Here is a 23,968-nt window from a genome sequence, read left to right as displayed (position 1 = left end):
CCCGCCGGGTGGGCACTGGGGCCCCTGCCATAGGGGCGGAGGGACGTTTGTCCGTGAGCAAAGCGCGCAAGAACAAGTCGGATCCGCTGTCCGATCTGCCTCGCTGGGCCCAGAAGCTGGCCCAGAAGTACTACACGAAGACCGTGGCCACCTTCCTGCTCTACGGGGCGGTGAGGGACTTGCAGCCCCTTACCCAGGAGGACGGCAGCCGGGGCTACGGCACCATCAAGACGTTCCTGGCCGAGGAGCTCTTCGGCGGGCGTGACCACGTCATCTTCTACGACCGCTCGTCCGGCATCCGCGCCTCGTCGCCGGAGACGCAGAAGGACCTGCAGCGGGCGATGACGGGCTACGACGCCATGTATGGCACGGACTACGCCAAGTCGCTGCCGAGGGATCCGGGCCGGGCGCTCCAGATTCTGGAGAACTTCCTGCGGATCCGCCTGAGCGAGGGCAAGTCGATGGCGCTCATCATCGACTTCGCGGAGACGCTGGTGCCGGGCGGGGAGATGAGCCACCTGTCGGCGGAGGACCGCTTCGTGGTGGCCACGCTGGACAAGTGGGCGCACGATCCGAACTTCCTGTCCAACGACATCTCCGTGGTGCTGCTGGCGGAGAACCTGGCGGACATCTCTCCGCGCATCTCGCGCAACCCGTACGTGGCGCCCATCGAGCTGCCGCTGCCCACCGAGGAGGAGCGGCTGGATTACGTGCGGTACAAGCTGGAGGGCAAGAAGCTGCAGTCCGTGTCGGACGTGCCGCTGGCGGCCCTGGCGAAGATGACGGCGGGCCTGTCGCGCATCAACCTGGACCGGGTGCTGACCGAGGCCATCGAGCGGGACATCCGCGTCACGACCGAGCAGCTCAAGGAGAAGAAGAAGGAGATCATCCAGGCGGAGTGCCACGGCCTGCTGGAGTTCATCGAGCCCAACAACAACCTGGACTCGGTGGCGGGCCATGGCAAGGCGAAGGAGATGCTGCGCCACGCCGCCAACGCCCTGAAGAAGGGCCGCAACGAGGTGATGCCCATGGGCTACCTCATCAGCGGCCCGGTGGGCACGGGCAAGACGTTCATGGTGACGAGCTTCGCCGGAGAGATTGGCATCCCGGCGGTGAAGTTCCTCAACTTCCGGAGCCAGTGGCAGGGCGTCACGGAGTCGAACCTGGAGCGCATCTTCACGCTGCTCAAGGCGCTGTGGCCGGTGGCGGTGATGGTGGACGAGGCGGACACGTTCCTGGGCAACCGTGATTCCGGCGGGGACTCGGGGACGAGCAGCCGCGTGTTCGGCTCGATTGCCTCGTTCATGGGCAACACGCAGTACCGCGGGAAGATCGTCTGGTTCCTGATGACGGCGCGGCCGGACCTGCTGCCGATCGACTTGAAGCGGCAGGGGCGCGCGGAGGAGCACCTGGCGCTCTTCTATCCGCAGACGGACGCGGAGCGCGACGAGCTCTTCAAGGTGATGCAGAAGAAGACGGGCGTCACGGTGGATGTGCCGTCGTTCGCGTCGCTGATTCCGCAGGGGACGCGCCAGTTCAGCGGCGCGGACATCGAGGCGGTGATGGTGCGCGCCAAGTTCAAGGCGCTGGCCGAGGGCCGCGAGCAGGTGTCCGTGGATGACTTGAAGGCGGTGCTGGCGGACTTCATCCCGCCGAGCTACCCGCTGGAGATCGAGCTGCAGAACCTGGTGGCGGTGCAGGAGTGCACCAGCCGCGAGCTGCTCCCCGAGGAGTTCCGCAAGCTGGACCGGGACGAAGTCACCCGGCGCGTGCGCGAGTTGAAGATGCTGCTCGAGGAGCGCTGAGGCGTCAGAGGTCCCAGGAGCGCTCGAACTGGTCGAGCGCTTCGAAGACCGCGTTCCGGACCTTGGCCTTCTTGACGGCCTTCTTGACGGCTTCGACTACGCACACGTAGTTCCCATTGGTGGGCACGAAGAGGTCGGAGCCATCCCAGGAGGCGGGATCGAAGAAGAGCCCTTTCCACACAGTGGAGACGCGAGCCGGATAGACCTTGGGCTCCGCGAGCCCCTTGGACCAGTCGATGGCTCCGCACCGGCCGGTGATGGCCAGACCGTGGTAGCCGGGGAGCAGTTCACCCTGCTTGCCATGGACGGTGACGTCGTAGAGAGACCATCCGGTAAAGCTGTGAGACCGGAGCAGATGAACGACGGAATCAGAGACGATGATCGGGGCTGCATACGTCGCCCAGATCACTTCGACAGGCTGAGCGCTTCCCATGGCCCATCGAACTTGGATGGGGTGTTTGGGGTGCAGTTCGGCACGATGCAGCCCGACGGCTTCTTCACGCGTCCCCACATCAAGGTCTCCGCGGAATGCTCGGCTGCCCCCTGACTCCGTCCATTGGAATAGCTTGTCGAAGCCCGGAAATGTCTTAGTAGTGGACCTGAAATCCATACTTGTGTCCCAGCTCTCTTCCGAATCGGAGCAGCTCATGGAGGGTAGGAGGAGGTTCTCTATCCAGAAGCTCTCGCCATAGCCTGTTGTAGGCGGCTGAGTTCTTGAGATGGCTCGAACGTTCCCACCAAGCGCCGAACTTCGGATCGTGGATGTTGATTCCTGCTTCTCGAAATTCTCTTGCGAACTGCTGAGGAAACACGTGGTGAGCATGGGCCCCTGGAGGTGTCTGCCCTGTCAGCCGCGCGAGGTTCTCCCGGAAGTTGTCCTCCGTGAAGGACTTGAAGCCATCAGCGGGGGGCTTCATGAGGACGTAGACCGCACCCGCGCCGGTGCCCAGCGCCGCCGCTGTGGTGCCCACGGGCACCGCCACCTGCTCGATCGCGAGCGCCCCCTCGGCTGTGAGTGACAGCACCGGCAGCTTTGCCCCTGTCATTCCCAGGCGTGTGGCCGCCCCCGCCGAGCTGCCGTAGAGCATGAGCAGGTGGGTGGATAACCGGGCGGCTTCGCGGATCTGCTCCTGCAAGGGCAGGGCGGAGTAGTGCGCGAAGTATTCAGGGGAAGATGCAATGAGGGCAGCGACCGCGGACGGCAGTTGCTCGAGCCCCTTCAGACTCCGGATGGGGTCATGGATGAGCCCGGCGAGCGCCTGAGCCATCTCCCCCAATGCGTCCTCACTTCCATCCAGCGCGGCGTTGAACCAGTCCCGCTCCAGGGCCAGCTCTCCCACCATGGCTCCTGACTCGCTGAGCGATGAGCCCACGGTGTAGAAGACACCGCTCTTGCCTCGGTAGAAGGCGCCCACTTCGAAGGCGCCGGCCATGAGCCTGCCCTCGCGCAATTCCACCCGGCCCATGCGCTGAAGTGGGTGGCCCGTGATAGCGCTGACCAGGTACCCATCCGGGCGCATCACCGCCAGGAAGTTGAAGGGGCGCAAGCGCTCCAACAGCTTGGAATAGGGCACGTCCTCATCCCGGGAGAGCACCTCTCGCAGGACGAAGACGAGACAGCGGCGCGGACCGAAGCTCTGGAGCGTCGTCCCCGTCCGCGCCAGCGCCTCCCAGAGCGTCTGCGCGTCCTCTGTCTCCAGCTCTTCTCCGGCCTTGTGCCAGGTGTCCTCTTTCAGCCCAGCGGCCTGCTGGAGGAACTGGAAGTCATCCCTCTTCCCCCAGAACCCCGAGCCGCCGCAGCCCTCGTTGCAGTCGGACAGGGCGGCTCTGGGCGGGAATGTTGGAGGCCTGCTCGCGGACGTGCTGGACGCGCAGCCAGTCAGATACGCGAGCGCCACCAGCACGAGCAGTGCCCGCAGAGGCCGGCTGACCCCAGAGGCACTGATGGCCCGCCACACCGCTTGTCGTGCCCGGCTGGCGGGCTTGCTCATCTGTTACCTCAATGCTCGGAACCCGTGTCCGGCATTGTCCGCATCCTCATCCCCAGCGGGTCAAGGGTTCAGCTTGCTCTTGAGGGCGGTGAGGAGCGAGCCCTGGGGATCATCCCCGCTCAGCTCCCAGATCATCGCGCCACCCAGGTTGTTGTTCAGGATGTAGTCGCCCTTGACGCCCATCGAGACAGGGTCGTCGTAGCTCAGCCACAGCCCCGTGGATGGGTTGTAGATGTAGGGCACCTGGGCTTCAGGATGCCGCCGCTTCACGCCCGTGCTCTCCAGCACGTTGCGGATGTAGAAGTAGTCGAAGAGGCCCGTGGCGCCCGTCGTCACGTCGTCCGAGTTGCCCCACGCCGCCCCCCACGTGGACTGGTACAGGCCGTCTCCCGCCGGGCCCGCCTGAGTCCCCTGCCAGCCTCGGCCGTAGAAGGGCACGCCCACGACGAGCTTGCTCGCCGGCACGCCCGCGGCCAGATGGCCCTGCACGGCCTCCTGCGTGCTGTCTCGCCGCGCCTTGTCCGGGTTCGCGGTCTGGTTGTAGAGCGCCGAATGGAAGTTCGCCTTCGAGTCCCAGGCTCCGTGCATGTCGTACGTCATCACATTGAGGTGATCGAGGTACGCGTGGACGCGGCCGAGCTCGATCTTCGAGTAGTTCCCGGGCGCCGAGGGCGTGGCGATGCTCAGCTGCAGACCCGGACGCACCGCATCCAACTGGCGGCGGAACTCGGCCAGCGCCGCCGTGTAGTTCACCGTGTCCTCCGGACGGCCTGGCACCAGCCCTCCCGAGACAGGGAACTCCCAGTCGATATCAATGCCGTCGAAGACGCCCGCTGCCGCTCCGGCTGGCAGCCCCGGAATGTTGCCGCGGATGTAGAGGTCGATGCAGGACTGCACGAACGCCTGCCGCTTCTCCGGCGTGCTCACCGCATCCGAGATACCCCCGGACCACGTCCAGCCGCCCAGCGAGATGAGCACCTTCAGGTTCGGATACTTCGCCTTCAACTTCCGCAGCTGGTTGAAATTGCCCTTGAGCGGCTGGCTCCAGAGGTCCGCCACGCCGTCCACGCTCTTGGCCGCGTCGAAGTCCATCTGGTAGTCGGCCCACGAATCCCCCAGCGGGGACGGCAAGATGCCGCACTTGCCGTTCACCACGTTGCCGAACGCGTAGTTGAGGTGCGTCAGCTTCGCCGCCGTGCCGTTCGTATCCAGCGTCTTCGGATAGAAGGCGCGCCCGTACACGCCCCACCGGATGAAGTAGCCCACGAGCTTCTTGGGGCTCGGTGTCGTCACCGTGAGCGGCGAGCTGGCAGCGGAGCGATTGCCCGCCGCATCCCGCGCCTTCACCGTGAAGGTGTACGCCGTGCCTGGCGTCAATCCCGTCACGCTCGCGCTCGTGCCCGTGAGCGTGGCGACCGGCGTGCTCACATTGCTGAGGAACACCTCGTAGCCGGTGACGCCCACGTTGTCCGTGGACGGCTGCCATGCCAGGTCCACGCTCCGCGGCGCCTTCGCCAGGACACTCAGCCCCGTCACCACGGAGGGCGCTTGTGTGTCCGCCGGAGGGTTGGGCGGAGGCGTATTGCCACCCGATGATCCGCTCAGCGTGCAGCTCACAGGAGGGATGACCGTGCCACTGTGTGTGCCGCAGAAGCCGAACGTGGCCACGCCGCCCGCGAGCACGGCTCCGTTCCAGTCCTGGCTCGTCACCTTGTTCAGCGAGCCCTCGACTGTCCAGCTGCCGTTCCACAGCGAGGTGACCGTCATCCCGGGCGCCGACTGGAACGTGGCGGTCCAGCCTTGGAGATTGGAGCCCGTGGCGTTGGTCACGCGCAGCTCCGCGCAGTAACCGGTGGCCCAGGTGTTGGTGGATGTGAAGGTGCACCCATCCGCCGCCATGGCGGTGGAGGTGCTCAGCGTCACCACGAGGCCGAGCCCAAGAGAGAGTGCAGAGAGAGAGAACTTTCGTTCCGCGAAGGAGAGTCGCATGTGGCTTCTCCAGTGAGGGGAGCCCAAGCGCGGAGCTCGAAGAGCGAGCGCTGGGTTGCGCGGAGAGCGCATCCGTACTGGTGGCCGCAAGCGGGTAAATCGGGTTAACGCGCTTTAAGAAATCGAGAAGCGATTGGAAATTTCGCGCGCGCTCGGATTATCGAGAGAGCAGAGGATCCGCGAGTGCGTGCGCGGCTTGGAGCCGCACCAAGGGGAGCGCCACCTTCTCGGACTCCTCCTCCGCCGCCAGGGCCCGCAGCGCAGCACGGCCCAAGCGGAGCCGGCTGCGCACGGTCTCGAAGGGGATCCCGAGCTCCGCAGCGATCTCCGGCACGCTCATCTCCAGCACGTGGTGGAGCACCAGCAAGTGCCGTTGTTCGTTGGGGAGCCGGTCCAGCAGCATCACCAGGTGCTGACGGTGGACGTACTCATCCAACGGTGCATCCGAGGAGGCCACGGACACCAGCACCTCGGGCTCATCGAGTCGCGGCGAGTGGCTGTCCCGCATGCGCTTGAGCCACGTGAACGTGGTGCGCGTCACCACGCGATCCGCCCACGAGCGCAACAGTCCATCTCCACGGTATGTCGGCAGCCCGAGCAGCAGGGCGATGAGCGCTTCCTGTGCGATGTCATCCACATCCGAGTTCCCGCGCACCAGGTAGCGCACCAGGTTGCGCACGCGGGGCAACAACTCCACCAGCAGCGACTCCACCTCTTCACGCTCCAGCACGGGCGCGCCTCCGCGGAGCGCCTCGGTGGCGAGTCTCCTACCTACTGCCTCTGGAGCCGTGCTCGTCATCGCCGGTATGGAGTGCGCACTCGGAGAATCCGGGTCACCCGTGAAACACCCCAAAAAACACTAACGTCGAATTCATGGCGCTGCTGCATCACGTGAAGATCACCGGTGATCATTGCGCGCGAGCGTCATCACTTCGTGGCGCGAAGTTTCCATCGCGATCGCAACGCAAACGGGTGCGCGCCTTCGCACCCGACTTGGAGCACAGCGCGTGTTCACTGCATGTGGGGAGTGGCTGTGGTCGCGGCACTCCCGCGATACGCGGATGCGCGCTGCGGTGGGCGCATCCACGCTCGCGTAGGCTCGCGGGCTACTGAAACATTTCACTCACGCGCCGAGCACGGTCGCGAGCGCGCGGAAGTCCGGTGCCAGCTGCTGCTCCGCCGGGCTGCCCGCGACGACGACGGGGAGCATGGCGCCTTCGAGTGCGGCGTCGGCCGAGAGCTTCACGGCGATGGGCGCCATCACCTTGGCTTCGATGAGGCGCTTGAGCGGCCGCGCTCCGAGTTTCGGATCATAGCCATGGCGCGCGAGCCACGCGCGAGCATCCGACTCCACCACCAGCCGCAGCTTGCGCCGCAGCAATCCCGCGCGCGAGGCCGCCTTCTCCAGCTCGAGGTCAACGATGCGCAGCACGTCCTCCTCGGAGAGCCGGCGGAAGGGGATGACGTGATCGATGCGGTTGAAGAGCTCTGGCCGGAACGCCTGGCGCACGGCGCGCAAGAAGTCACCGGAGCCGCGCTCGGCGCCGTAGCCCATGGGCTCGGACTGCTCGACGCCGAGGTTGCTCGTCATGCAGATGACCGTCATCCGGAAGTCCACCAGCCTCCCGAGGCTGTCGGTGAGCCGGCCCTCGCCCAGGATGCCGAGCAGCAAGTCGAAGATCTCGGGGTGCGCCTTCTCGATTTCATCGAAGAGGACGAGCGACATCGGCTGCTGGCGGACCCGCTCGGCGAGGCTGGTGATGCCGGGGCCCACCTCCATCAGCCGCTGCGCCGAGCCGGGCAGCATGAACTCGGACATGTCGAGCCGGATCATCCGGTCCTCGTGGCCGAAGAGCGTGCGCGCGAGCTGCTTGGAGAGCTCCGTCTTGCCCACGCCCGTGGGGCCCACGAAGAGCAGCGTGCCCACGGGCTTGTCGGGATCATTGAGCCCCGCCTTGAAGCGCGAGAGCACCCCCGCAGCCTGCTCGCACGCGCGCGCCTGGCCGATGACGCCTTGAGCGAGCTGCGCCGAGAGCGTGGACTGCTCGGCGGGGATCTCGTCGCTGATGAGCTGCAGGGGCAGGCCGGTGTAGCGCGCGTAGGCCTCCGAGGCGTCTCGCGGATAGAGCGTCTTGGCCTTGCCGCGCTCGGCCTGCTGGTCCAGCCAGTCGAGGAAGCGGAAGGCCTTGCCCGGGAAGAGGGTGTCGCGCTGGAACATTTCCAAGTGGCCCACGAGCTGCCGCAGGCCCATGGGGTGAATGCTCACGCGGCTGCGCCGGGTCTCCTGGTAGCGCCGCATCAGCTCCGGCATCTGGGTGGAGGCGGGCTCCTCCATGCGGATGACGCGGAAGGCGCGCAGGGCCTCCGGGAAGCGCCGCTGGCAGCGCTCGAATTCCGCCTCCGTGCACTCGGCGATGAGGGAGATCTCCTCGTTGAGCGCGGCGGGCAGGAGCAAGTCGCCAATCGAGGAGCCATCCGGTTGCGGCGCCAGCAGCGAGGTGAGCCGGTCCACATAGAGGTAGTGGTTCTCGTACGAGAGCGCGTCGATGATCTTCAGGCAGCGCTCCTGCCACATGCCCAGGTAGACCATGCCGGCCACGATGCGCTCGGCACTGGTGCGCCAAATCTTCGGATACTGCCGCTCCTTGTCCTCGCGCCGCCGCTCCGCGATCCAGCGCGCCATCTTCATCACCTGCGCCGTCTTGCCGACGCCGGGGCCTCCGACGAAGAGGATGGAGCGCGGCGGCTGGCGCAGGACGTAGACGCGCCAGGGCTCCAGGGTGTCCGCGTCGTAGACCAGTGACGGGGCCCGGCTGCCCAGCGCGCGCGAGGTCATCTCCTCGCCGATCTGCTCGAGCACCTCCGGATGGGACTCCTCGGTGTCGCTGTTCCGCTGGGACGGCTCCAGCCCTCCCGGGTCCCAGCTCTGGACGTACTCCTCGCCTTCGTGGCGGAAGTCGTAGAGGCCCTTGGGGTGCTCACCGAGCAGCGCCGTGGCGAGTGCGTTCTGCAGCACCTCGCGCGCAATGGAGAGCTCCTCCAGCACGAACGACCAGCCGAAGCGAGGCACCAGCACGCGGTAGGCGCCGCTCTCCAGCTTGCCGTAGACGTACGTGAGCTTCAGCGGCACCAGCGCCTTGCCAATCACGGGCCGCTTCTTGTGGGTCGTCTGGGGGTGGATCTCCACCGTGAGCGTCTTCGCCTGCAGGGGCTCTTCCCACAGGAAGCGCTCCATCGCGGAGGCGTCATCGAGCAGCATCTGCCGCACGCGCGTCTCCAGCAGCGCGTAGACCTCGGCCTCGTTGGCGCCGTAGGCGGACGGACCGGGCTCATCGAAGAAGCGGGCCCAGGCCGGCAGCAGCCGCCCGGTGAGGCGGCCGTCGTGGTGGATGGAGAAGTAGACGCGAAGGCTCTTGTCGCTCATGGATTCAGGCGCTCCCGTCCGAGGAGTTCTGGGTCATCCGCAGGCGCCAGAGGGCAGGCAGGGCCTCCCCCGGGGTGCGGACCCGGTGCGTGCCGCTGTGGGTGAGCAGGTAGTCATCCAGCTCGAGCGTCGAGACCGCGCCCGTCCGAGTGGGCGGCTCGAAGCGGTAAGCGCGGACCACGGGGGCGGCGGCCTCGGGGTTCTCTGGCAGCGGGCTCACCCCGGCCTGGCGGGCCTTGTGGAAGGCCTGGAGCTTCGCCTCGTGCTGGGTGATGAGCTCCAGCGGCGCGGGCGCGCGCTCGTCGTGGACGCGCACCTTGACGATCTCCGGCAGGCGCCCGGTGGACTGCCAGACGTGGAGCCCCGCCTCGCCCTCGAAGAAGGACCGCACACCCGGGCCCACCAGCTTGAGGGCCAGGTGGATGGGCTCTTGGGGCGCTTGCAGCAGGTTGGGCAGCTCGCGAGGCCCACCCGAGATGAAGGCCCCTCCGGGGAAGCGGGCGGCGAAGCTCTCCACTTCGCCGCGAGCGCTCGCATAGGCGTCACCGAGCCAGAGCGCCAGCTGCGAGCCGGAGGCACCCTCCTGCCGCCACTGCCCGAGTGGTAGCAGCTCCAGCGTGATGACGTGCTGATCGGAGCGGGAGAGGGCTTGCAGGATGCGGCGCAGGAAGTAGACCTCCGCCAGCGAGTCCAGCAGCTGCTCGCGGGAGATGAACTTCACCGGCTCGAAGGCCCGCCGATCGAAGAGGCGGGTGCGCGTCGCCTGAGACCAGCGATCCGCGGGAGTCCGTACCCGGTCCGCGAAGCGCTCGACCTCGATCATCTCTCGCGCTTCTTCCTCCGGCGCTCGGGCCATGGCCTCCAGCCGTCCGGCGAACTCCTCCAGGTAGAGCCGCATCGCGTCCAGTGTGTAGAGCGACTCGGCGTGGCCGTGCTCTCCCGCCTGGAGCCTCGCGAGGTGGAAACGGATCTGCTCGGACAGCGCGCCCAGGTTCTCGCTCTGGTGGATGCGTTGGATTTCGTCGCGGGCCTCCAGCACCTTCTCGCGCAGCTTCGCGACGGGCAGCGTCAGGAGCGGCTCCAGGGCAAACCCTTCGACGGCGGGTTCGCGGGGCACGAGCGCGTCGGCCTGGACCTCGAAGCGGTCCTCGCGGGTGTAGAGCTGGAACAGCCGCATCAGCGCCTGGGGCCCCCGGATGATGGCCTCCGAGAGCACCTGGCCCACCTTCTCCTCCAGGTAGCGCTTCAGCGGCCGCGCGCCGAGGGTGGGATCGAACGCCTCCTCGACGATGCGCCGCTTCACCGCGTCGTCCGCGGACACGAAGATGTTGCGTGACGTCAGGCCCCGCCGCGCCAGCAGCCGCGCGAGCTCCTTCTCCACCACCTTCTCTCCCGACTCTCGCGAGAGCGGCGAGAAGTGCACGATGCGATCGATGCGGTTGAAGAGCTCGGGCGGGAAGAACTCACGCACCGCGCGGTCGGAGTCGAGCGCCACGGATTGGGCATCCTGGTTTCGGAGCCCCACCATGGCCTTTTGACGGGCACCGAGGTTGCTCGTCATCACGATGACGGTGTGGGTGAAGTCCGCCGTCTCTCCCGAGGCATCCGTGAGCCGGCCCTCGTCGAAGGTCTGCAGCAGCAGGTTGAGCAGGGCCGGGTGTGCCTTCTCGATCTCATCGAGCAGCACGAGCGTGAAGGGCTGCTCGCGGATGAGGCGCGTCAGGCGGCCCTCGGGCTGCCAGGCGTCACCGGTGAGCCGAGCGACGGCATCCGGCGTCTGGAACTCGGCCATGTCGAGCCGCGCCATGCGCGAGGGGTCGCCATAGAGGTAGCTCGCCATGGCTCGGGCCAGCTCGGTCTTGCCCGTCCCGGTGGGACCGGTGAAGAGGAAGACGCCATAGGGACGCCGGGGATCGGTGAGCCCTGCGTGGATGCGCACGATGAGATCGCTCGCGACCTCGATGGCGGCGGGCTGGCCCATCACCTTGCGCGAGAGGCTGGTCTGGACCTCGGCGGGCTCCAGCCGCTTGTTGGGGTGGAGCAGGAAGTCCGGGAGCCCCGTCTTGCGCGAGAGGTGCTCGAAGAGCACTCCGGAGTCCACCTCGATGTCCTGCCCGCCGTAGTCCGTGGCCAGCTCGCGCAGCAGATCGAGCGCCTTGCCTGGCAGTGCCGCCCCCGCGAAGAGCGAGTGGGCCTGCTCCAGCAGGGTGGGGAAGAGCGACGGCTCCCAGATGACGTGGTTCCGCAGCTCCAGCTCCCGGGCCTCGTGCAGCAGCATCCGCAGCGTCTCGTCCGAGCTCGTGGGGCGCACGTGGAGCTGCGTGAAGAGCGCAGCGAAGGAGGGTGCGTCGGTCTCCAGCCGCTGGAGCTGCTCCGGCGTCACCGTTCCCACGAGGGTGATCTCTCCGCGCGCCAGGGGCCCCTGGAAGAAGAGGGCGAGGTTGGCGTCACTGTCCCGCGAGCGGCCGATGCGGCCGAACGCGTGCAAGTCCTCGATCAGGAGGATGCGCCGGCCTCCGCGTGCGTCCTCCAGGAGCTTCAGGCAGCGCTGCTCCCAGTCGCCGACGTAGCTCATGCCGGCGATGATGCGCTTGCCCGCGAGGGTCCAGACCTCGGTCACCTTGTCGAGGTTGCGGTGGCTGCGGAAGTCCTCGGCCTCCAGCTGCTCGGCCACGAAGCGCCGCAGCAGTGTCCGCTTTCCACAGCCTGGAGGGCCCACGAGCAGCACGGGCGTGCGGCGCTCGCCGCCCAGCAGGAGCTGGAGCTGCTCTCGGTACGGGCTGCGCGGCATGCCGAGGTCGAGCGCGTTCTCCGCGGCCTGGACGGTGAGGTTCGTGCCCAGGTTGTTGAGCACCTGGAGCCCTCCTCGCTTCGGCTTCTTCTTGCCGAGCCGTTCATCCATCTCGAGGTCGTCCCAGGGACCCTTCTTCTTGCCGAGCTGGTCCAGCAGTGACTTCGGCCGGGCGATGAACGAGACCGCCTGGAGGCTGTCCTTGCGAGAGGAGCGCAGCGAATCGAGCGTCCCCTGATCCATCCCCGCCCACATGCGGGTGAAGAAGGCCTTCGCCTGGTCTTCGAGGCCAAGCCCGGGATCCACGGGGAACCACTCGTCCTGGCGCGAGGGGTGGTAGGCGATGGTCATCGGCTCGCTGCGGGTGCGCATGCGAGGCTCGAGGATGAGCGGGAAGAGGCCGGCGACCTTGGAGACCTCGGCTCCGGCGCGCACGCGCTTGAAGTCCAGCTCCAGCCTCACGCGCTCCAGGCGGATGCCGCGCGGCAACTGGAAGTACGCCAGCTCGCGCACGGGCAGCTCGCCGATGATGGTGCGCAGGTCATCCACGAGCTTGCGCTGCAGCTTGACGGTGCTCTTGCCCGTGCGGCTGCGCGTGTGCGGCCCGAGCGCCAGCGTGGTCCACTGGAGGCCGGAGGGCCCCCGGCTCTGGTAGACAGCGATGGTGAGGTTCATCGCTTGGCCTCCTTCACCGCGTCGAGCTCGAAGGAGAAGAGGCCCTCCCGGTCGAGGCCGTCAGAGCGTTCCGCGTGGGTGATGTGTTCCAGGAGGATGAGCTCCAGGTCCCGGAAGTAGTCCTTGCCGTCGAGCCGGATGATGCCCGTGCCTTCGCACAGCTTGATCCACGAATCAGGGAGGTGCTCACGCACGGGCGGCATCAGCCGCAGTTGTTTGAGGGGAGGAGGCGTGGGTGGAGCGATGACCGGCAGCGACAGCTCCTTGTCGGAGAGCGTGCTGCGCATCGCCACGGGCCGGAGGGTGAGCACGGGCACGTCGTCCTTTTCCCCGGTATCGCTGAAGCGGTGCACGCCCGCCTCGAGGGCCAGGAACACTCCCGCATTCGGTCCGTGCACGGAGAGGAGCACCTCGCGGAGACCGTCTCCAGAGTTCAGGCGCTTCAGCAGGGAGTCGGGGCCGAGCCGCTCGTCCCACTTGCGCTTGCGGTCGCTGCTCTTGCTGGTCAGGGAGGGACGGCCTTCGACAATCCAGCGGCGCCGCTGGGCGTCCTCGAGCAGCGGCACCAGCCAGCGGTGGAGGCACCGCGTCTCGCCGGACTCCTGGGCAATCAGGGTGATGTCGTCCCGCTTGGGCTGAAGCGCGAGCAGCACCGCGGGCAGGTGCCGGCGGAGAGCCTGCATCTGAAGCTGGGCGTCCTCCACGAAGGGCTGGACGTCCTGTTGCTCGAACAGCGCCAGCAGCGCCAGCTCCTCGGCGGCCACGAGCGCCGAGCGCAGTTGCTGGACGCTCCGCCAGAGCCCATCGAGGCGGTGGTGCTCGCCGCGCAGGTTCGCGATCGAGAGCGAACCAGGACCTTTCTCGTCCCGTTCACCCTGGGAGAGCTGGGCGACCAGGAAGCCAATCTGCTCCTCGAGCTGAATCACCGCGTCGAGCCGGAAGATCGCGTCGATGACCCGGCGCTCCTTCTGGAGCGAGCGCACCACATCGATCTGGCTGCGAGCCGACTTGGGGCTGCCCTTGTGCAACTGCACGTCGAGCCCTCCGTCGCGCACGGTGATCTCCAGCCGTCCGCCCTGCGCCTCACGTCCCGCCGAGGAGAGGGCGCGGGCCACGGGCACGACGAGCTGCTGGTCCAGGTGGCGGCGCATGGCGCGGGCGCCGTAGGCCTCCTGGTAGCCGGAGGAGGCGAGGGCGGTGGTGGCCTCGGGCGGCAGGTCGAGCGTGATGCCCCGCTGGAGCAGGCCGCGCCGTTGCCGCAGCTTCTCCACGCCGAACCGCGCCACCTCGGACACCTGCTCGGAGGTGAGCGCGTGGAAGGGGATGATCTGATCGATGCGGTTGATCATCTCCGGCCGGAAGTGCTTATGGACCTCACGCAGGTAGTGCGTGGTGTCATCCGCGGCGGACGCGCCGATGCCCAGGGGGCTGCGGCGGTGGGACGCGCCGAGGTTGCTCGTCATGATGATGAGGGCGTTGTGGAACCAGGCGGTGCGCCCTCGGGAGTCCGTGAGCCGGCCCTCGCCGCAGACCTGCAGGAGCAGATCGAACACGGCGGGGTGCGCCTTCTCGATCTCATCCAGCAACAGCACGCAGAAGGGCTGCTGGCGGACGCGCCGCGTGAGCAGGCCCTCGCCCTGGTCGGTGCCTCGGATGAGCCGGTCCGCGGACCAGCCGTCCATGAACTCGCTCATGTCGAAGCGGAACAGGCGCTCGGGCGAGTTGAAGAGGAAGGTGGCGAGCAGCCGCGCCAGCTCGGTCTTGCCCACGCCCGTGGGGCCCACGAAGAGGAACGTGGCCAGCGGCTTGCCTTGGGGCTGCAAGCCGGCCTTCACCATGCACAGCGTCTCCACGACGCGGCGCACCGCCAGCTCCTGGCCGATGAGCTGACGCCGGAAGTACGCCTCCACATCCCCCGCCAGGAGCGCGCGATCCTCTCGCAGCAGGAACTCGGGCACGCCCGTCTTCAGGCTGAAGAGCGAGTACACGCGCTCGCGGGTGAGCTCCGGGACCTTCCCATCACCCGTGCGCTCTTGCTGGAGGCCCGCGCGCATCTCCTCATAGAGCCTGAGCGCCTTGCCGGGCAGTGCACGGCTGGGGAGATAGCGCTCGGCCAGCTCCACCAGCGGCTCCACGGCGTTGTCGGCCAGGGCTGGCCGCGTGGGCTCCATCTTCCGTTGCCAGGCCACGCGGGTGCGCAGGGCCTCACAGGTGGCCTTCGCGCTCAAGGGCTCCAGGCGCACGCGCGTCAACGTGGCGAACAGGCCCGGGTGCCGGCTCTCGAGCAGATCGAGCGACTCCGGCGCGAGCTCGCCCATGAACCGGACCTTGCCCTCCTCCAGGAAGGGCTTCATGGCGCCGGGCAGGTCGATGGACTCGGTGGAGTGCTGCGCGAGCAGCTCCCCCAGGTTCTCGAAGTAGAGCAGGGCGTCCAGGTCCTGCGCCGCGCGCATCACGCGGAGGACGCGCTCCTGCCACTGGCCGAAGCCGGACATGCCGGCAATGAGCCGCGAGCCGCTCGTGGCGTACACCCGCCGCTCCCGGCCTGCCTTCCGCTCGGCGCGGAGCCAGGCGTAGAGCAGCTCCGTCTTCCCCGCCAGCTCCGGGCCGACGAGCAGCACGCCCTGCCGCTTCTCTCCGCTGAACAGGCTCGTCACCAGCGCCAGCTCGGTGTCCCGGCCAATGAGCGGAGGGCCGCGCTTGGCCTCGTCGCGCTCGTGGAGCTGCGTGGAGACGGAGAGGAGGATCTCGTGGGCCCGCTCGCGCTGGAGCTTCTCCTGGAGCTTCTTCTTGGCCTGCCTTGCCTTCTCGCCAGACACATCGTGGCGCCGGAGCTTGAGCTGGACCGTCTCCAGGGACACGGACTTGGGCGGCAGCAGCCGGAGGTACTCGTGGGAGGTCGGCTCGCGGGCGGCCAGGAGCCGCTCCACGTCGGCGCGGACGGTCTCCAGCAGGTCCTGGTTCTTGGCCACGTAGACGGTGTGGTCGAGCGCCGGGACGAACACCCAGGTCTCCTGGGCCAGCGGCACCACCACGGCGATGAGCTCGAGGGTGTTCGGCTTGAAGAGGCGCTTGGGCAGATCGGCGCGAGGGGCCAGCACCTCGATCAGCTCGACGCGGGCCTGCCCGGGCATGGCGAAGTGGGCGAGGACATCCGGCTCGGCGCGGGAGAGGTAGTCCTCCAGGAAGAGCCGCTGTTCGGAGAGACAGTCCTCCTGGCTGCTCCCATGGCTGGTCAGCGCCGGAGCGGCGACAGGGAACGCCTGGTGGTTCCCGTTCCAGAGCTGTAGGCAGAGGAGCGGGGTGGCGAAGTCGAGGGTCCCGGAGACGTCAGAGGCGGCCATAGCGAGGCCATCCTATGACGTCGCCCTCTCCGTGGCGCGCAGCTAGCCCGTCTTCTTCAGAGTGGAGGCGAAGGGCTCGCCGGTCGAGCTCACGTCTGGAGCCCGCATCACGCGCACCAGCACGCGAGGGTCGAGCAGCTCCTCGACCGGGCTGAGCAGGTGGGTGATGCGCATGAAGCGCTTGTAGACCACGGCGTCGGTCCTCGCGGCGCGGAGCAGGTGCTTCACGAACCACCGCATCATCGTGAAGCTGAGCGGCCGCTGGCCCTTCACTTCGGGGAAGCGGAAGTCCTCGCCCGAGGCCAGCAGCCAGGGCTGCAGCGTGGCCTTCGCGGCGGCCGAGTGGTAGTGGCGCGGCAGGCCGGTGAGGTTCCCGGGGCCGCGGCGTTGGCGCTGAGCCACCAGGGCCTGGTCGAGCGCCATCGCGGTGAGGCACGCGGCGGACATTCCCTGGCCGAAGGTGGGGCTAAAGCTCGTGCTGGCATCTCCCGCGACGACGAGCCCCTCTGGGAACCGGGGCAAGCGCTCGTAGTGGCGCCGCAGGTGCGCCGGGAAGCGATAGACTTCGATGTCCGACAGCGGCTCGGCCGAGGACACGGCGCGGTAGAGCTCGTCGTGCTGCAGGCTCTTGGCGAAGTCGAGGAAGCCCTGTGGGTCCCGGGGGGGATGCTCCCCGAGGATGCCCGCGAGGGTGACGATCCATCGCCCTCCCTCCACGGGGGTGATGACGCCCTGCCGGCGGCTCGGGGTCGCGTCCTGTACGTAGAGCGCCTTCCACGGGTACGGCGAGGGCGAGGGCTGGCGGTACAGCCGGGTGGCGTAGCCCAGGTCGATCTCGATGCTCGTCTCTTCCGGCCGAGGGTACCCCAGGCCCTCGAGCCACGTGGGCAGCCGGGAGCCCCGGCCGCTGGCCTCGACCACCAGGTCCGCCTCCAGCGCCTCGGCGGAGGATGGGTCCCCGGGCCGCTGCACGGTGACGCCCGTCACGCGCTGGCGGTCCGGCGTGGTCCGAAGCCCGGAGACCTCATGGCCATCGAGCTTGCGCACGCCCCGGGTGGCGAACACGCGCCGGCGCACATGGGCCTCGAGCAGGGGACGGCTCACACAGATCATGGGGAGGCTGTCATCGGTCCGCACCAGCCACGAGCCATAGAAGAACCAGGCCAGGTCCCGCCCGAAGTCCAGCAGCTCCGCCCCCTCCTGGACGAGGCCGGGGACGAACCCCGGGAACAGCTGGCTCAGGATCTGCTCGCCCCGCGCCAGCAGGATGTGCAGGTGCCGGCCCTGGGGCACACCCTTGCGCGCGGTGGTCAGCTCGTCGCCGAGCACGTCGCGCTCGATGAGGGTGACTTCTTCGAAGTGATCGGAGAGCACTCGGGCCGTCACGAGCCCCGTCATGCTCCCCCCGATGACTACAGCCCGCTTGCCGGACAGGCGCTGAGGGACGGGGGACGTGGAATCCATCCCCTCATTATATATGCGGCGTCTCTACGGAGCGGCCACCACCAGCTGTTTCCCGGCGGGGATGTTGCGGTGGTCCTTGATGTTGTTCCACCGCTGGATGTCCTCGACGGTGACGCCGTAGCGCTGGGCCACGGACCAGAGCGTCTCTCCCGCGGCCAGGGTGTGCACCTTGGAGGCGCTGCTCGCGGGCTTCGCGGGCTGGGTGGAGGCCACCACCGTGCCCGAGCGCTCCTGCACCTGCGGAGCGGGCGCATTGCCCGGCCACACCTCGATGACGGTGCCAATCTTCAGCCCGCGCTTGCTACGGGGCAGCTCGTTCCAACGCCGCAGGTCGTCCACCGACACGTTGAAGCGCTGGGCGATAGCCCACAGGCTGTCGCCGTCTTGCACACCGTAGGTGACACGGGTGCGGCCGTTGATGACCTCGGTCTTGATGGGGCCGGTGGCCACCGGTGCGCGGGGCGTTCCAGCGGGGATCTCCTCCTCGGGGCGCAGCACGGTGACGCCGCTGCGGCGGGCCTGGGCCACCTTGCGCTCCAGCACCGCCGAGGCGCCGCGGCTGGCGGGCACGGGGATGGCCAGCTCCGCGTTCACGCGCAGCGTGCGAGCGCTCTTCAGCTTGTTGAACTGGAGGATGGCCTCGGCCGCGGTGCCGTACTCGACGGCAATCTTGGACAGCGTGTCGCCGCGCCGGATCTTATGGATGCGGAAGACCAGGCGCTCGCTGGGCGACAGTTGCTTGAAGTTCTTCGCGAACGGCTCGCCGGAGCCCTTGGGCAGCCGCAGCATGTACGGCTGCTTCTCCGAGGCGGGAGGCGTGCACCAGCGGCGCAGCTCCGGGTTCAGCTCCTGCACGTCCTTGACGCTCACCCCGGCGGCGCGGGCGAGGACGTCCAGGTCCGTGGCGTCCACCAGCTTTACCTCGTCGAACTCCAGCGGGGGCTCGTACTCGAACTCGTCGTCGCGGAAGCCGAAGGCGCTGGGGTTCTTGGCAATCATGGCTGCGGCGATCAGCTTGGGCACGTAGTGCTGCGTCTCCTTGGCGAAGCCCTTCTCCTGGGACAGCGCCCAGAAGTCCGAGGTGCCGTGCCGGTCCATCATCCGCCGCACGCGCCCGCCGCCGGTGTTGTAGCCGGCCCAGGCCAGGTACCAGTGGCCCAGCTCGGAGTAGAGCTGCTTGAGGTAGGCCGCGGCGGCATGGGTGGCCTTGACTGGATCGCGCCGCTCATCCACCCAGAAGTCCTGGCGCAGGCCGTACATCTTCCCGGTGCTGGAGATGAACTGCCACGGCCCAGCGGCGTGCGCCCACGAGTAGGCGTTGGCGGAGAAGCCGCTCTCGATCATCGCCAGGTACACCGTGTCGCGTGGCAGGCCCTTCTGCTCGAGGATGGGCTGCATCACCGGAAGGAAGCGCGTGGAGCGCGACACCCACTTGCGGAACCACTTGCGGCCCGGGCCCTGGAAGAAGTGGATGTACTGGGCCACCAGCGGCTGCATGTCCAACGGGATGTCGTAGCGGTCCTGGATCTGCGCCACGTCGAAGTTCTGGAGGTCCGTGATGAGGGCGAGCTCCTCGGGCGTGTCGTCCTCGCGGAAGGTGGGCTCCTCCAGCGCGTCCAGCATGCGCAGGCGCAGGGGGTTGGCCAGGCCCAGCCGCCGCAGCGACTGGAGCACCGCCGCGTTGGGCTTCGCTCCCGGGTCCAGAGAGGCGCCTTCCAGGGCTCGCATCTCCTCCAACTCGGCGGACTCGGACTCGACCTCTTCGTTGGCCTCCTCGGGCTCTCCGGGCTCTTCACCGGCGGCGCTGCCCAGCAGCTGCTTCTTCTCCTCCGGCTCCAGCACGTGCATGCCGGCGGGAGGGGGAGGCATGGGGGGCAGCTCTTCCTTGGACGGGGAGGCCGAGACAGCAAGGGTGACCAGCATGAGGCAGAGAGACGGCATGGAGACCCTGGGGGCGAGGCCCGTGAAGCAGGAGGAAACCCAAGTTTCCGATATTTCTCTTGACGGTCAAACAAGCAACCCGGCGGGCTGCTTCCCGAGCAGGCATTAGCAGCCCGGGAAATTCACCGCCAGAAGAAGCCGAGCCTACTTTGGTCCCCTGGACGCCGCCCCGTGCCCCGGACCCAGTACGCGCGGGAGGTAGGTGGCGAAGTCGAAGTGGGGCGAGTTCTCCGGGTTGTGGCAGGTGACGCACAGCTCACGCCCGGGACTGCGGACGATGTTCTTCGGCGTCGGATCCTCGGCGTGGATCGAGCCGGGGCCGTGGCAGCTCTCGCAGCCCACGTTCTCGCGGCCCGCCACCTTGTCCAGGCGGCAGACGCCTCCGGGCTGCTCGTAGCCGGTGACGTGGCAGCTCACGCAGTTGAGGTGGAACTGCTTGCCCTTCTCCTCCAGCGTGGCCCAGCCGTGGCTGTGTTTGGACTGCTCCCAGACGGGGAAGGCCTCTTGGTGGCACTCCTGGCAGGCCTTGCTGCCCACGAAGGCCGCCTCGCCCTTCTTCGGCGCGGGGCAGTCCTGCCCGTGCTCCTTCGCCCAGGTGAGGTTCAGCTTCCCCACCTCGCGGTCGTACTCGGTGATGAGGGCCTTTACCTCGGGCTGGCCTTGCAGGCTGGACTCCAGCGGGAGGAAGCGCACGGAGTAGGAGTTGGTACCCGTGGGGATCTCCATGGGCTGCGTCAGCAGTTGCTGCTTGCGCGCCACCAGCTCCTCCAGCTTGGCCTGCTTGAGCTTATGCAGCTGGGGATCGATGCCCGGGAGGTTGATCTCCTTGTTGATCATCGCCATGCGCTGGTCGAGCGCAGCCGCCTCACGGTCTGTCTCGTCCTGAGACTTCACGGGAGCGAAGGGGCCCTTCTGAGGGCCGTAGCTCAGGTCCACGCGCAGCAGCTCGCGGCCCTTGCTCTGCAGGCCCACCACCGGCACGGTGGCGTTGACCCGCTTGTGCTCCTCGCCGCTGAACTCCGAGGCGGTGTGGGTGGCGAGAATCAAGTTCGCCTCCAGCCCGGGCTGCTCGGCTGCTGCCTGCGCCTGGGCCACCGTGCCGTGGAAGAGGGCGACCACGAAGTCCGCGCCCTGCTTGCGAGCCTCGGCACTGCCCTGGACCAGCTGTGCCGCATCCTGCGCGGCCACCACGCCCACCTGACGAGCCCCGGCAGGCAGCAGCTTCACGCCGCCGGGAGGCAGCTCCGGCAGGCCCAGGCTCTGGCGGAAGGTCACGCCGCGCACGTCATCCAGCTCGCCCGTGGCGCGGACAGCCAGGCCCATGCGCTTCATGGCCTCCGCGAGCGTCTTCGCCTTGAGCTCCTCTTGGGGAACCTGGGCGGGGGCGAGCGTGGGCTCACCGAAGAGGCTGTCGCCTCCATCGATATAAAGGACGGGCCGCGAGCCCTTGCGCGTCTCCATCACCTGCAGGGCCGCCCGGTCGATGCCGCCGCGCATGTTCTCGCTGCAGCCGCAGGGGCCCAGGTAGCCGCGCGTGTCCGCGGAGAACAGGAGCACCGCGCCCGAGCTGTCCTCCTTGGGAGCTGGAGCCTGTGCCGCCGGAGCCGCATCCGGCACGGCGTCCGGGGAGCGCTTGCACCCCGAGGTCACCACCATTGCCAGCGCGAGGACCGCGAGCTGCCGCATCACCAGAGGATGCTCTGCACCAGCTCGTCGACTCTCTCGCCCATGGCCTCCAGCCCGTTCACCTTGGAGAGCGAGCCATCGGCGCCCACCTGCTCGGCCAGCTTGGACAGCTCGTCGTCCGGGAGGCTGGAGAACAGGATGATGGGGATGTCCTGGGTGCCGTACTCGTTCTTGAGCGTGCGGCAGATGTCGGTGCCCTTGGCCTCGGGCATGTGGATGTCCGTGAGGATGAGGTCCGGCCGCCACGTTCGCAGCGTCTTCTCGAACTCCATCAGCGTCGAGGTGGCCACGACCTCATAGCCTCGCGCCTCGAGAACGGCCTTCTCCATGGCGAGGGTGATTTCGCTGTCGTCGATGAGGAGGATTCTTCGCTTCTCGTGCACGGCGGCCTTCCCCTTGGAGCCCCGTTCTAACTTACCGTCCCCCAAGGCACCACGGCTTTCCGCCCGGCTGTTCGCCCGCCGCCCCCCTTGCCGTGTCCACAGGCATACGCTTCGAGGGGGCCCCCCCGGCTGAAGATTGCGGGCAAAGTCGCGACAAAGGAGTAATGAAAGCGGCCATGTACCGCGCTCTCCCTGTCTTTTGTGCTCTCGTGATCGCGGCCTTTCCGGCCTGGGCCCTCAATACGGGCCTGGGTGCACCTCCACCTACCGTGGAGCGGCAAACACCGCAGGCGGCCGTCCAGGGCTTCTTGGAGGCCTCGCATGCGGGGGACTACAAGCGGTCCGCCCACTACCTGGACCTGGACTTTATCCCGAGGGCCGAGCAGGCCGAGCGAGGCCCCCAGCTGGCCCGCCGGCTGAAGTTCGTCCTCGATCGCAAGCTCCCGGTGGACCTCACCACGCTGAGCAAGGCGCCCGAGGGCGACGAGACCGACCCCCGCTTCGATCAGATCGGCACCATTCCGCTGGACGGGGTGGTGGTGCCCATCCGCCTGCAGCGGGTGGCGGGGGGCGAGGATGGTGCGCTGGTGTGGGTGTTCACCGAGGCCACGGTGAAGCAGGTGGACAAGTTGTTCGACGCCTATGGGCCCATCCTGGCGGACACGCTGCCAGCGGTCTTCTTCGAGCGCCCGGTGCTGGGGCTGGAGCCGTGGCAGTGGCTGGGTCTGGTGGTGACGCTGGTGGCGGGGTGGGTGCTGGCGTCGCTGCTGGAGCGGATATCGATCGCGGCGGCGATGCGGGTGGCCCGGTGGACCCACATGGGCTGGGACGACTCGGTGGTGAACGCAGGCCGAGGGCCGCTGCGCATGCCGTACTACGCGGCGCTGGTGGCGCTGGGCACCTCCTTCCTTCTGCTGCCTCCGTCGGCCAGGAGGGCGTTTGAGCGGATCTGCTACTCGCTGGTCATCGTGGCGGTGGCGTGGTTCATCCTGCGCTTCCTGAAGGCGACCACCGTCTATCTTCAGCAGAAGGTCACCGACACGACCCACGATGTGGCGCGGCTGCGCAGCCTGGGCACGCAGTTCGCGGTGCTCCGGCGCGTCTTCGAGGTGGCCACCTATATTGTCGCGGCGGCGCTGCTGCTCATGCAGTTCGAGGTGGTGCGCAACGTGGGCGTGTCACTGCTGGCCTCGGCGGGACTCGCCGGCTTGGTCATCGGTCTCGCGGCGCAGAAGTCCATCTCCAACCTGCTGGCGGGAATCCAGCTGTCGGTGACGCAGCCCATCCGCCTGGGTGACAAGGTGGTGGTGGAGAACGAGTTCGGCACTGTGGAGGAGATCACCCTCACCTATGTGGTGGTGCAGGTGTGGGACGAGCGCCGGCTGATCGTCCCCATCACCATGTTCCTGGACAAGCCCTTCCAGAACTGGACCCGGGCCAACGGAAGCCTGCTGGGCCCGGTGCTCCTGCAGGTGGACTACTCCACGGACATCGACGCGCTGCGCGCGGAGTTGCTGCGCATCCTGCAGAACGAGGGCCGCGAGCTGTGGGATGGCAAGGTCCAGAATGTGATGGTGGTGGACGTGTTGGACAAGACCCTCTCGGTGCGAGCGCTGGTGAGCGCCCCGAATCCGGGCAAGCTGTTTGACTTGCGGTGCCTGGTGCGCGAGCGCCTCATCGTCTTCCTGCGAGGCCGGTCGGAGTGGCTGCCCACGGTCCGCAGCTCATCGCGGCAGGTGGTCATTCAGGGCGAGCAGGCAGGCACGGGGCCGGGCACAACGCCTCGGGCGTGACAACCGGCCGAAAGTTGTCTTGTCCCCGTGCACGCGCCGCATGAATAAGACCGGTGCTGGAGCGTCGTGGGCCGAAGAAGTCCTACCTTCGTCACTGGAGTCTGCCGTGGTGGAGCGTCATGCCAGAGTGTGGGGAGCTGTTGCGCTGGTGGCCCTCCTGCCCCTCTCCGTCGGGGCCCAGGAGCGAGGCCGCACGGATGGCCCAGAAGGATCCGAGTACGGCAAGGGTGGCTACCAGGATCTGAACGGCGGCCAGTTCTCGCTGGAGTTCAACTGGGGCGCGGCCATCAATCAGGGCTCGTCGCCTGCGGGGGCGCCCGAGGGCCCGCCGCTCTTCATCGGTGCCACGGGCTCCTTCTGGGGCGATGACTGGTACCAGCTCGACTTCTCCGGAGCCTATGTGTTGGACGGCGGACGGTTGAACCTGCTGGTGGGCCCGCGCTTCCGCACCTACGGTTGGCCGCTGAGCCTGCATGCGGGCCTCAAGGCGGGCGCCATCTTCATCCCCGAGGTGGGCCCGCGCTTCGGGCTCTCGCCGCAGGTGGGCGCGGATCTGCTCCTCGGGCCCCGGGACGACATCCTCCTCGGGCTCGCGTACGCGCTCGATATTCCGCTGCCAGCCTGGTCCGACGGACGGAACAACACGCACCGGGTCTTCATGAGCCTTGGGTACAGGTTCTAG

The 23,968-nt window shown here is 67.9% G+C and carries 14 protein-coding genes; 3 read left to right on the top strand and 11 right to left on the bottom strand.

Annotation, left to right across the window (positions count from 1 at the left end; genetic code table 11):
• The first annotated feature begins 53 nt into the window (after positions 1-53).
• Positions 54-1,805, top strand: a complete 1,752-nt coding sequence (locus DB31_RS33975) for an ATP-binding protein (protein ID WP_044196057.1) — start codon at positions 54-56, stop codon at positions 1,803-1,805.
• 4 nt (positions 1,806-1,809) lie between these two features.
• On the opposite strand, the gene DB31_RS33970 is transcribed toward DB31_RS33975, so the two are convergent.
• The 11 genes from DB31_RS33970 to DB31_RS33920 all read right to left on the bottom strand — a co-directional run bounded on the left by DB31_RS33970 (position 1,810) and on the right by DB31_RS33920 (position 21,493).
• Entirely contained in the window at positions 1,810-2,238 is a 429-nt protein-coding gene (locus DB31_RS33970) for a hypothetical protein (RefSeq protein WP_157232307.1), read from the bottom strand.
• A 154-nt stretch (positions 2,239-2,392) separates the two neighbouring features.
• Positions 2,393-3,796 (bottom strand): hypothetical protein, encoded by a 1,404-nt coding sequence (locus DB31_RS45475; RefSeq protein WP_052420471.1) that lies wholly within the window; start codon positions 3,794-3,796, stop codon positions 2,393-2,395.
• A 60-nt stretch (positions 3,797-3,856) separates the two neighbouring features.
• On the bottom strand, positions 3,857-5,785 hold the full coding sequence (locus tag DB31_RS33960; RefSeq protein WP_044195797.1) for a glycosyl hydrolase family 18 protein: 1,929 nt from the start codon (positions 5,783-5,785) through the stop codon (positions 3,857-3,859).
• Positions 5,786-5,942: 157 nt separating this feature from the next.
• On the bottom strand, positions 5,943-6,515 hold the full coding sequence (locus tag DB31_RS33955; RefSeq protein WP_420806734.1) for an RNA polymerase sigma factor: 573 nt from the start codon (positions 6,513-6,515) through the stop codon (positions 5,943-5,945).
• 393 nt (positions 6,516-6,908) lie between these two features.
• Positions 6,909-9,209: an AAA family ATPase gene (locus tag DB31_RS33950; RefSeq protein ID WP_044195793.1), complete on the bottom strand. Its 2,301-nt coding sequence runs from the start codon at positions 9,207-9,209 to the stop codon at positions 6,909-6,911.
• A gap of 4 nt (positions 9,210-9,213) precedes the next feature.
• Positions 9,214-12,675, bottom strand: coding sequence for an AAA family ATPase (locus tag DB31_RS33945; RefSeq protein ID WP_044195791.1), 3,462 nt, complete (start codon positions 12,673-12,675; stop codon positions 9,214-9,216).
• On the bottom strand, positions 12,672-16,019 hold the full coding sequence (locus tag DB31_RS33940; RefSeq protein WP_044195788.1) for an AAA family ATPase: 3,348 nt from the start codon (positions 16,017-16,019) through the stop codon (positions 12,672-12,674). Before DB31_RS33940 ends, DB31_RS33945 begins: the two co-directional genes overlap by 4 nt.
• A 42-nt stretch (positions 16,020-16,061) precedes the next feature.
• Entirely contained in the window at positions 16,062-17,483 is a 1,422-nt protein-coding gene (locus tag DB31_RS33935) for an FAD-dependent oxidoreductase (RefSeq protein ID WP_044195785.1), read from the bottom strand.
• Positions 17,484-17,507: 24 nt separating this feature from the next.
• Positions 17,508-19,424 carry a LysM peptidoglycan-binding domain-containing protein gene (locus DB31_RS33930; RefSeq protein WP_044195782.1) on the bottom strand — a complete coding sequence of 639 codons (1,917 nt, stop codon included), beginning with the start codon at positions 19,422-19,424 and terminating at the stop codon, positions 17,508-17,510.
• A 144-nt stretch (positions 19,425-19,568) separates the two neighbouring features.
• Positions 19,569-21,110 (bottom strand): multiheme c-type cytochrome, encoded by a 1,542-nt coding sequence (locus tag DB31_RS33925; protein ID WP_044195780.1) that lies wholly within the window; start codon positions 21,108-21,110, stop codon positions 19,569-19,571.
• Positions 21,110-21,493, bottom strand: coding sequence for a response regulator (locus DB31_RS33920; RefSeq protein ID WP_044195777.1), 384 nt, complete (start codon positions 21,491-21,493; stop codon positions 21,110-21,112). The genes DB31_RS33925 and DB31_RS33920 overlap by 1 nt, the downstream gene beginning before the upstream one ends.
• Before the next feature lie 176 nt (positions 21,494-21,669).
• On the opposite strand from DB31_RS33920, the gene DB31_RS33915 reads away from it, so the two are divergent.
• Both DB31_RS33915 and DB31_RS33910 read left to right on the top strand, forming a co-directional pair.
• Positions 21,670-23,286: a mechanosensitive ion channel family protein gene (locus DB31_RS33915; RefSeq protein WP_044196052.1), complete on the top strand. Its 1,617-nt coding sequence runs from the start codon at positions 21,670-21,672 to the stop codon at positions 23,284-23,286.
• A gap of 109 nt (positions 23,287-23,395) precedes the next feature.
• Positions 23,396-23,968: a hypothetical protein gene (locus tag DB31_RS33910; RefSeq protein WP_044196050.1), complete on the top strand. Its 573-nt coding sequence runs from the start codon at positions 23,396-23,398 to the stop codon at positions 23,966-23,968.

This window comes from Hyalangium minutum, from assembly GCF_000737315.1.
Lineage (GTDB): Bacteria > Myxococcota > Myxococcia > Myxococcales > Myxococcaceae > Hyalangium > Hyalangium minutum.
This window is presented reverse-complemented; position numbering and strand designations above follow the sequence as displayed.

What these genes read in the sequence shown, in the direction of transcription:
- DB31_RS33970 (WP_157232307.1), bottom strand. Translation starts at nt 2,238, where the DNA reads ATGGGAAGCGCTCAGCCTGTCGAAGTGATCTGGGCGACGTATGCAGCC.
- DB31_RS45475 (WP_052420471.1), bottom strand. Translation starts at nt 3,796, where the DNA reads ATGAGCAAGCCCGCCAGCCGGGCACGACAAGCGGTGTGGCGGGCCATC.
- DB31_RS33960 (WP_044195797.1), bottom strand. Translation starts at nt 5,785, where the DNA reads ATGCGACTCTCCTTCGCGGAACGAAAGTTCTCTCTCTCTGCACTCTCT.
- DB31_RS33950 (WP_044195793.1), bottom strand. Translation starts at nt 9,209, where the DNA reads ATGAGCGACAAGAGCCTTCGCGTCTACTTCTCCATCCACCACGACGGC.
- DB31_RS33945 (WP_044195791.1), bottom strand. Translation starts at nt 12,675, where the DNA reads ATGAACCTCACCATCGCTGTCTACCAGAGCCGGGGGCCCTCCGGCCTC.
- DB31_RS33940 (WP_044195788.1), bottom strand. Translation starts at nt 16,019, where the DNA reads ATGGCCGCCTCTGACGTCTCCGGGACCCTCGACTTCGCCACCCCGCTC.
- DB31_RS33935 (WP_044195785.1), bottom strand. Translation starts at nt 17,483, where the DNA reads ATGGATTCCACGTCCCCCGTCCCTCAGCGCCTGTCCGGCAAGCGGGCT.
- DB31_RS33930 (WP_044195782.1), bottom strand. Translation starts at nt 19,424, where the DNA reads ATGCCGTCTCTCTGCCTCATGCTGGTCACCCTTGCTGTCTCGGCCTCC.
- DB31_RS33925 (WP_044195780.1), bottom strand. Translation starts at nt 21,110, where the DNA reads ATGCGGCAGCTCGCGGTCCTCGCGCTGGCAATGGTGGTGACCTCGGGG.
- DB31_RS33915 (WP_044196052.1), top strand. Translation starts at nt 21,670, where the DNA reads ATGTACCGCGCTCTCCCTGTCTTTTGTGCTCTCGTGATCGCGGCCTTT.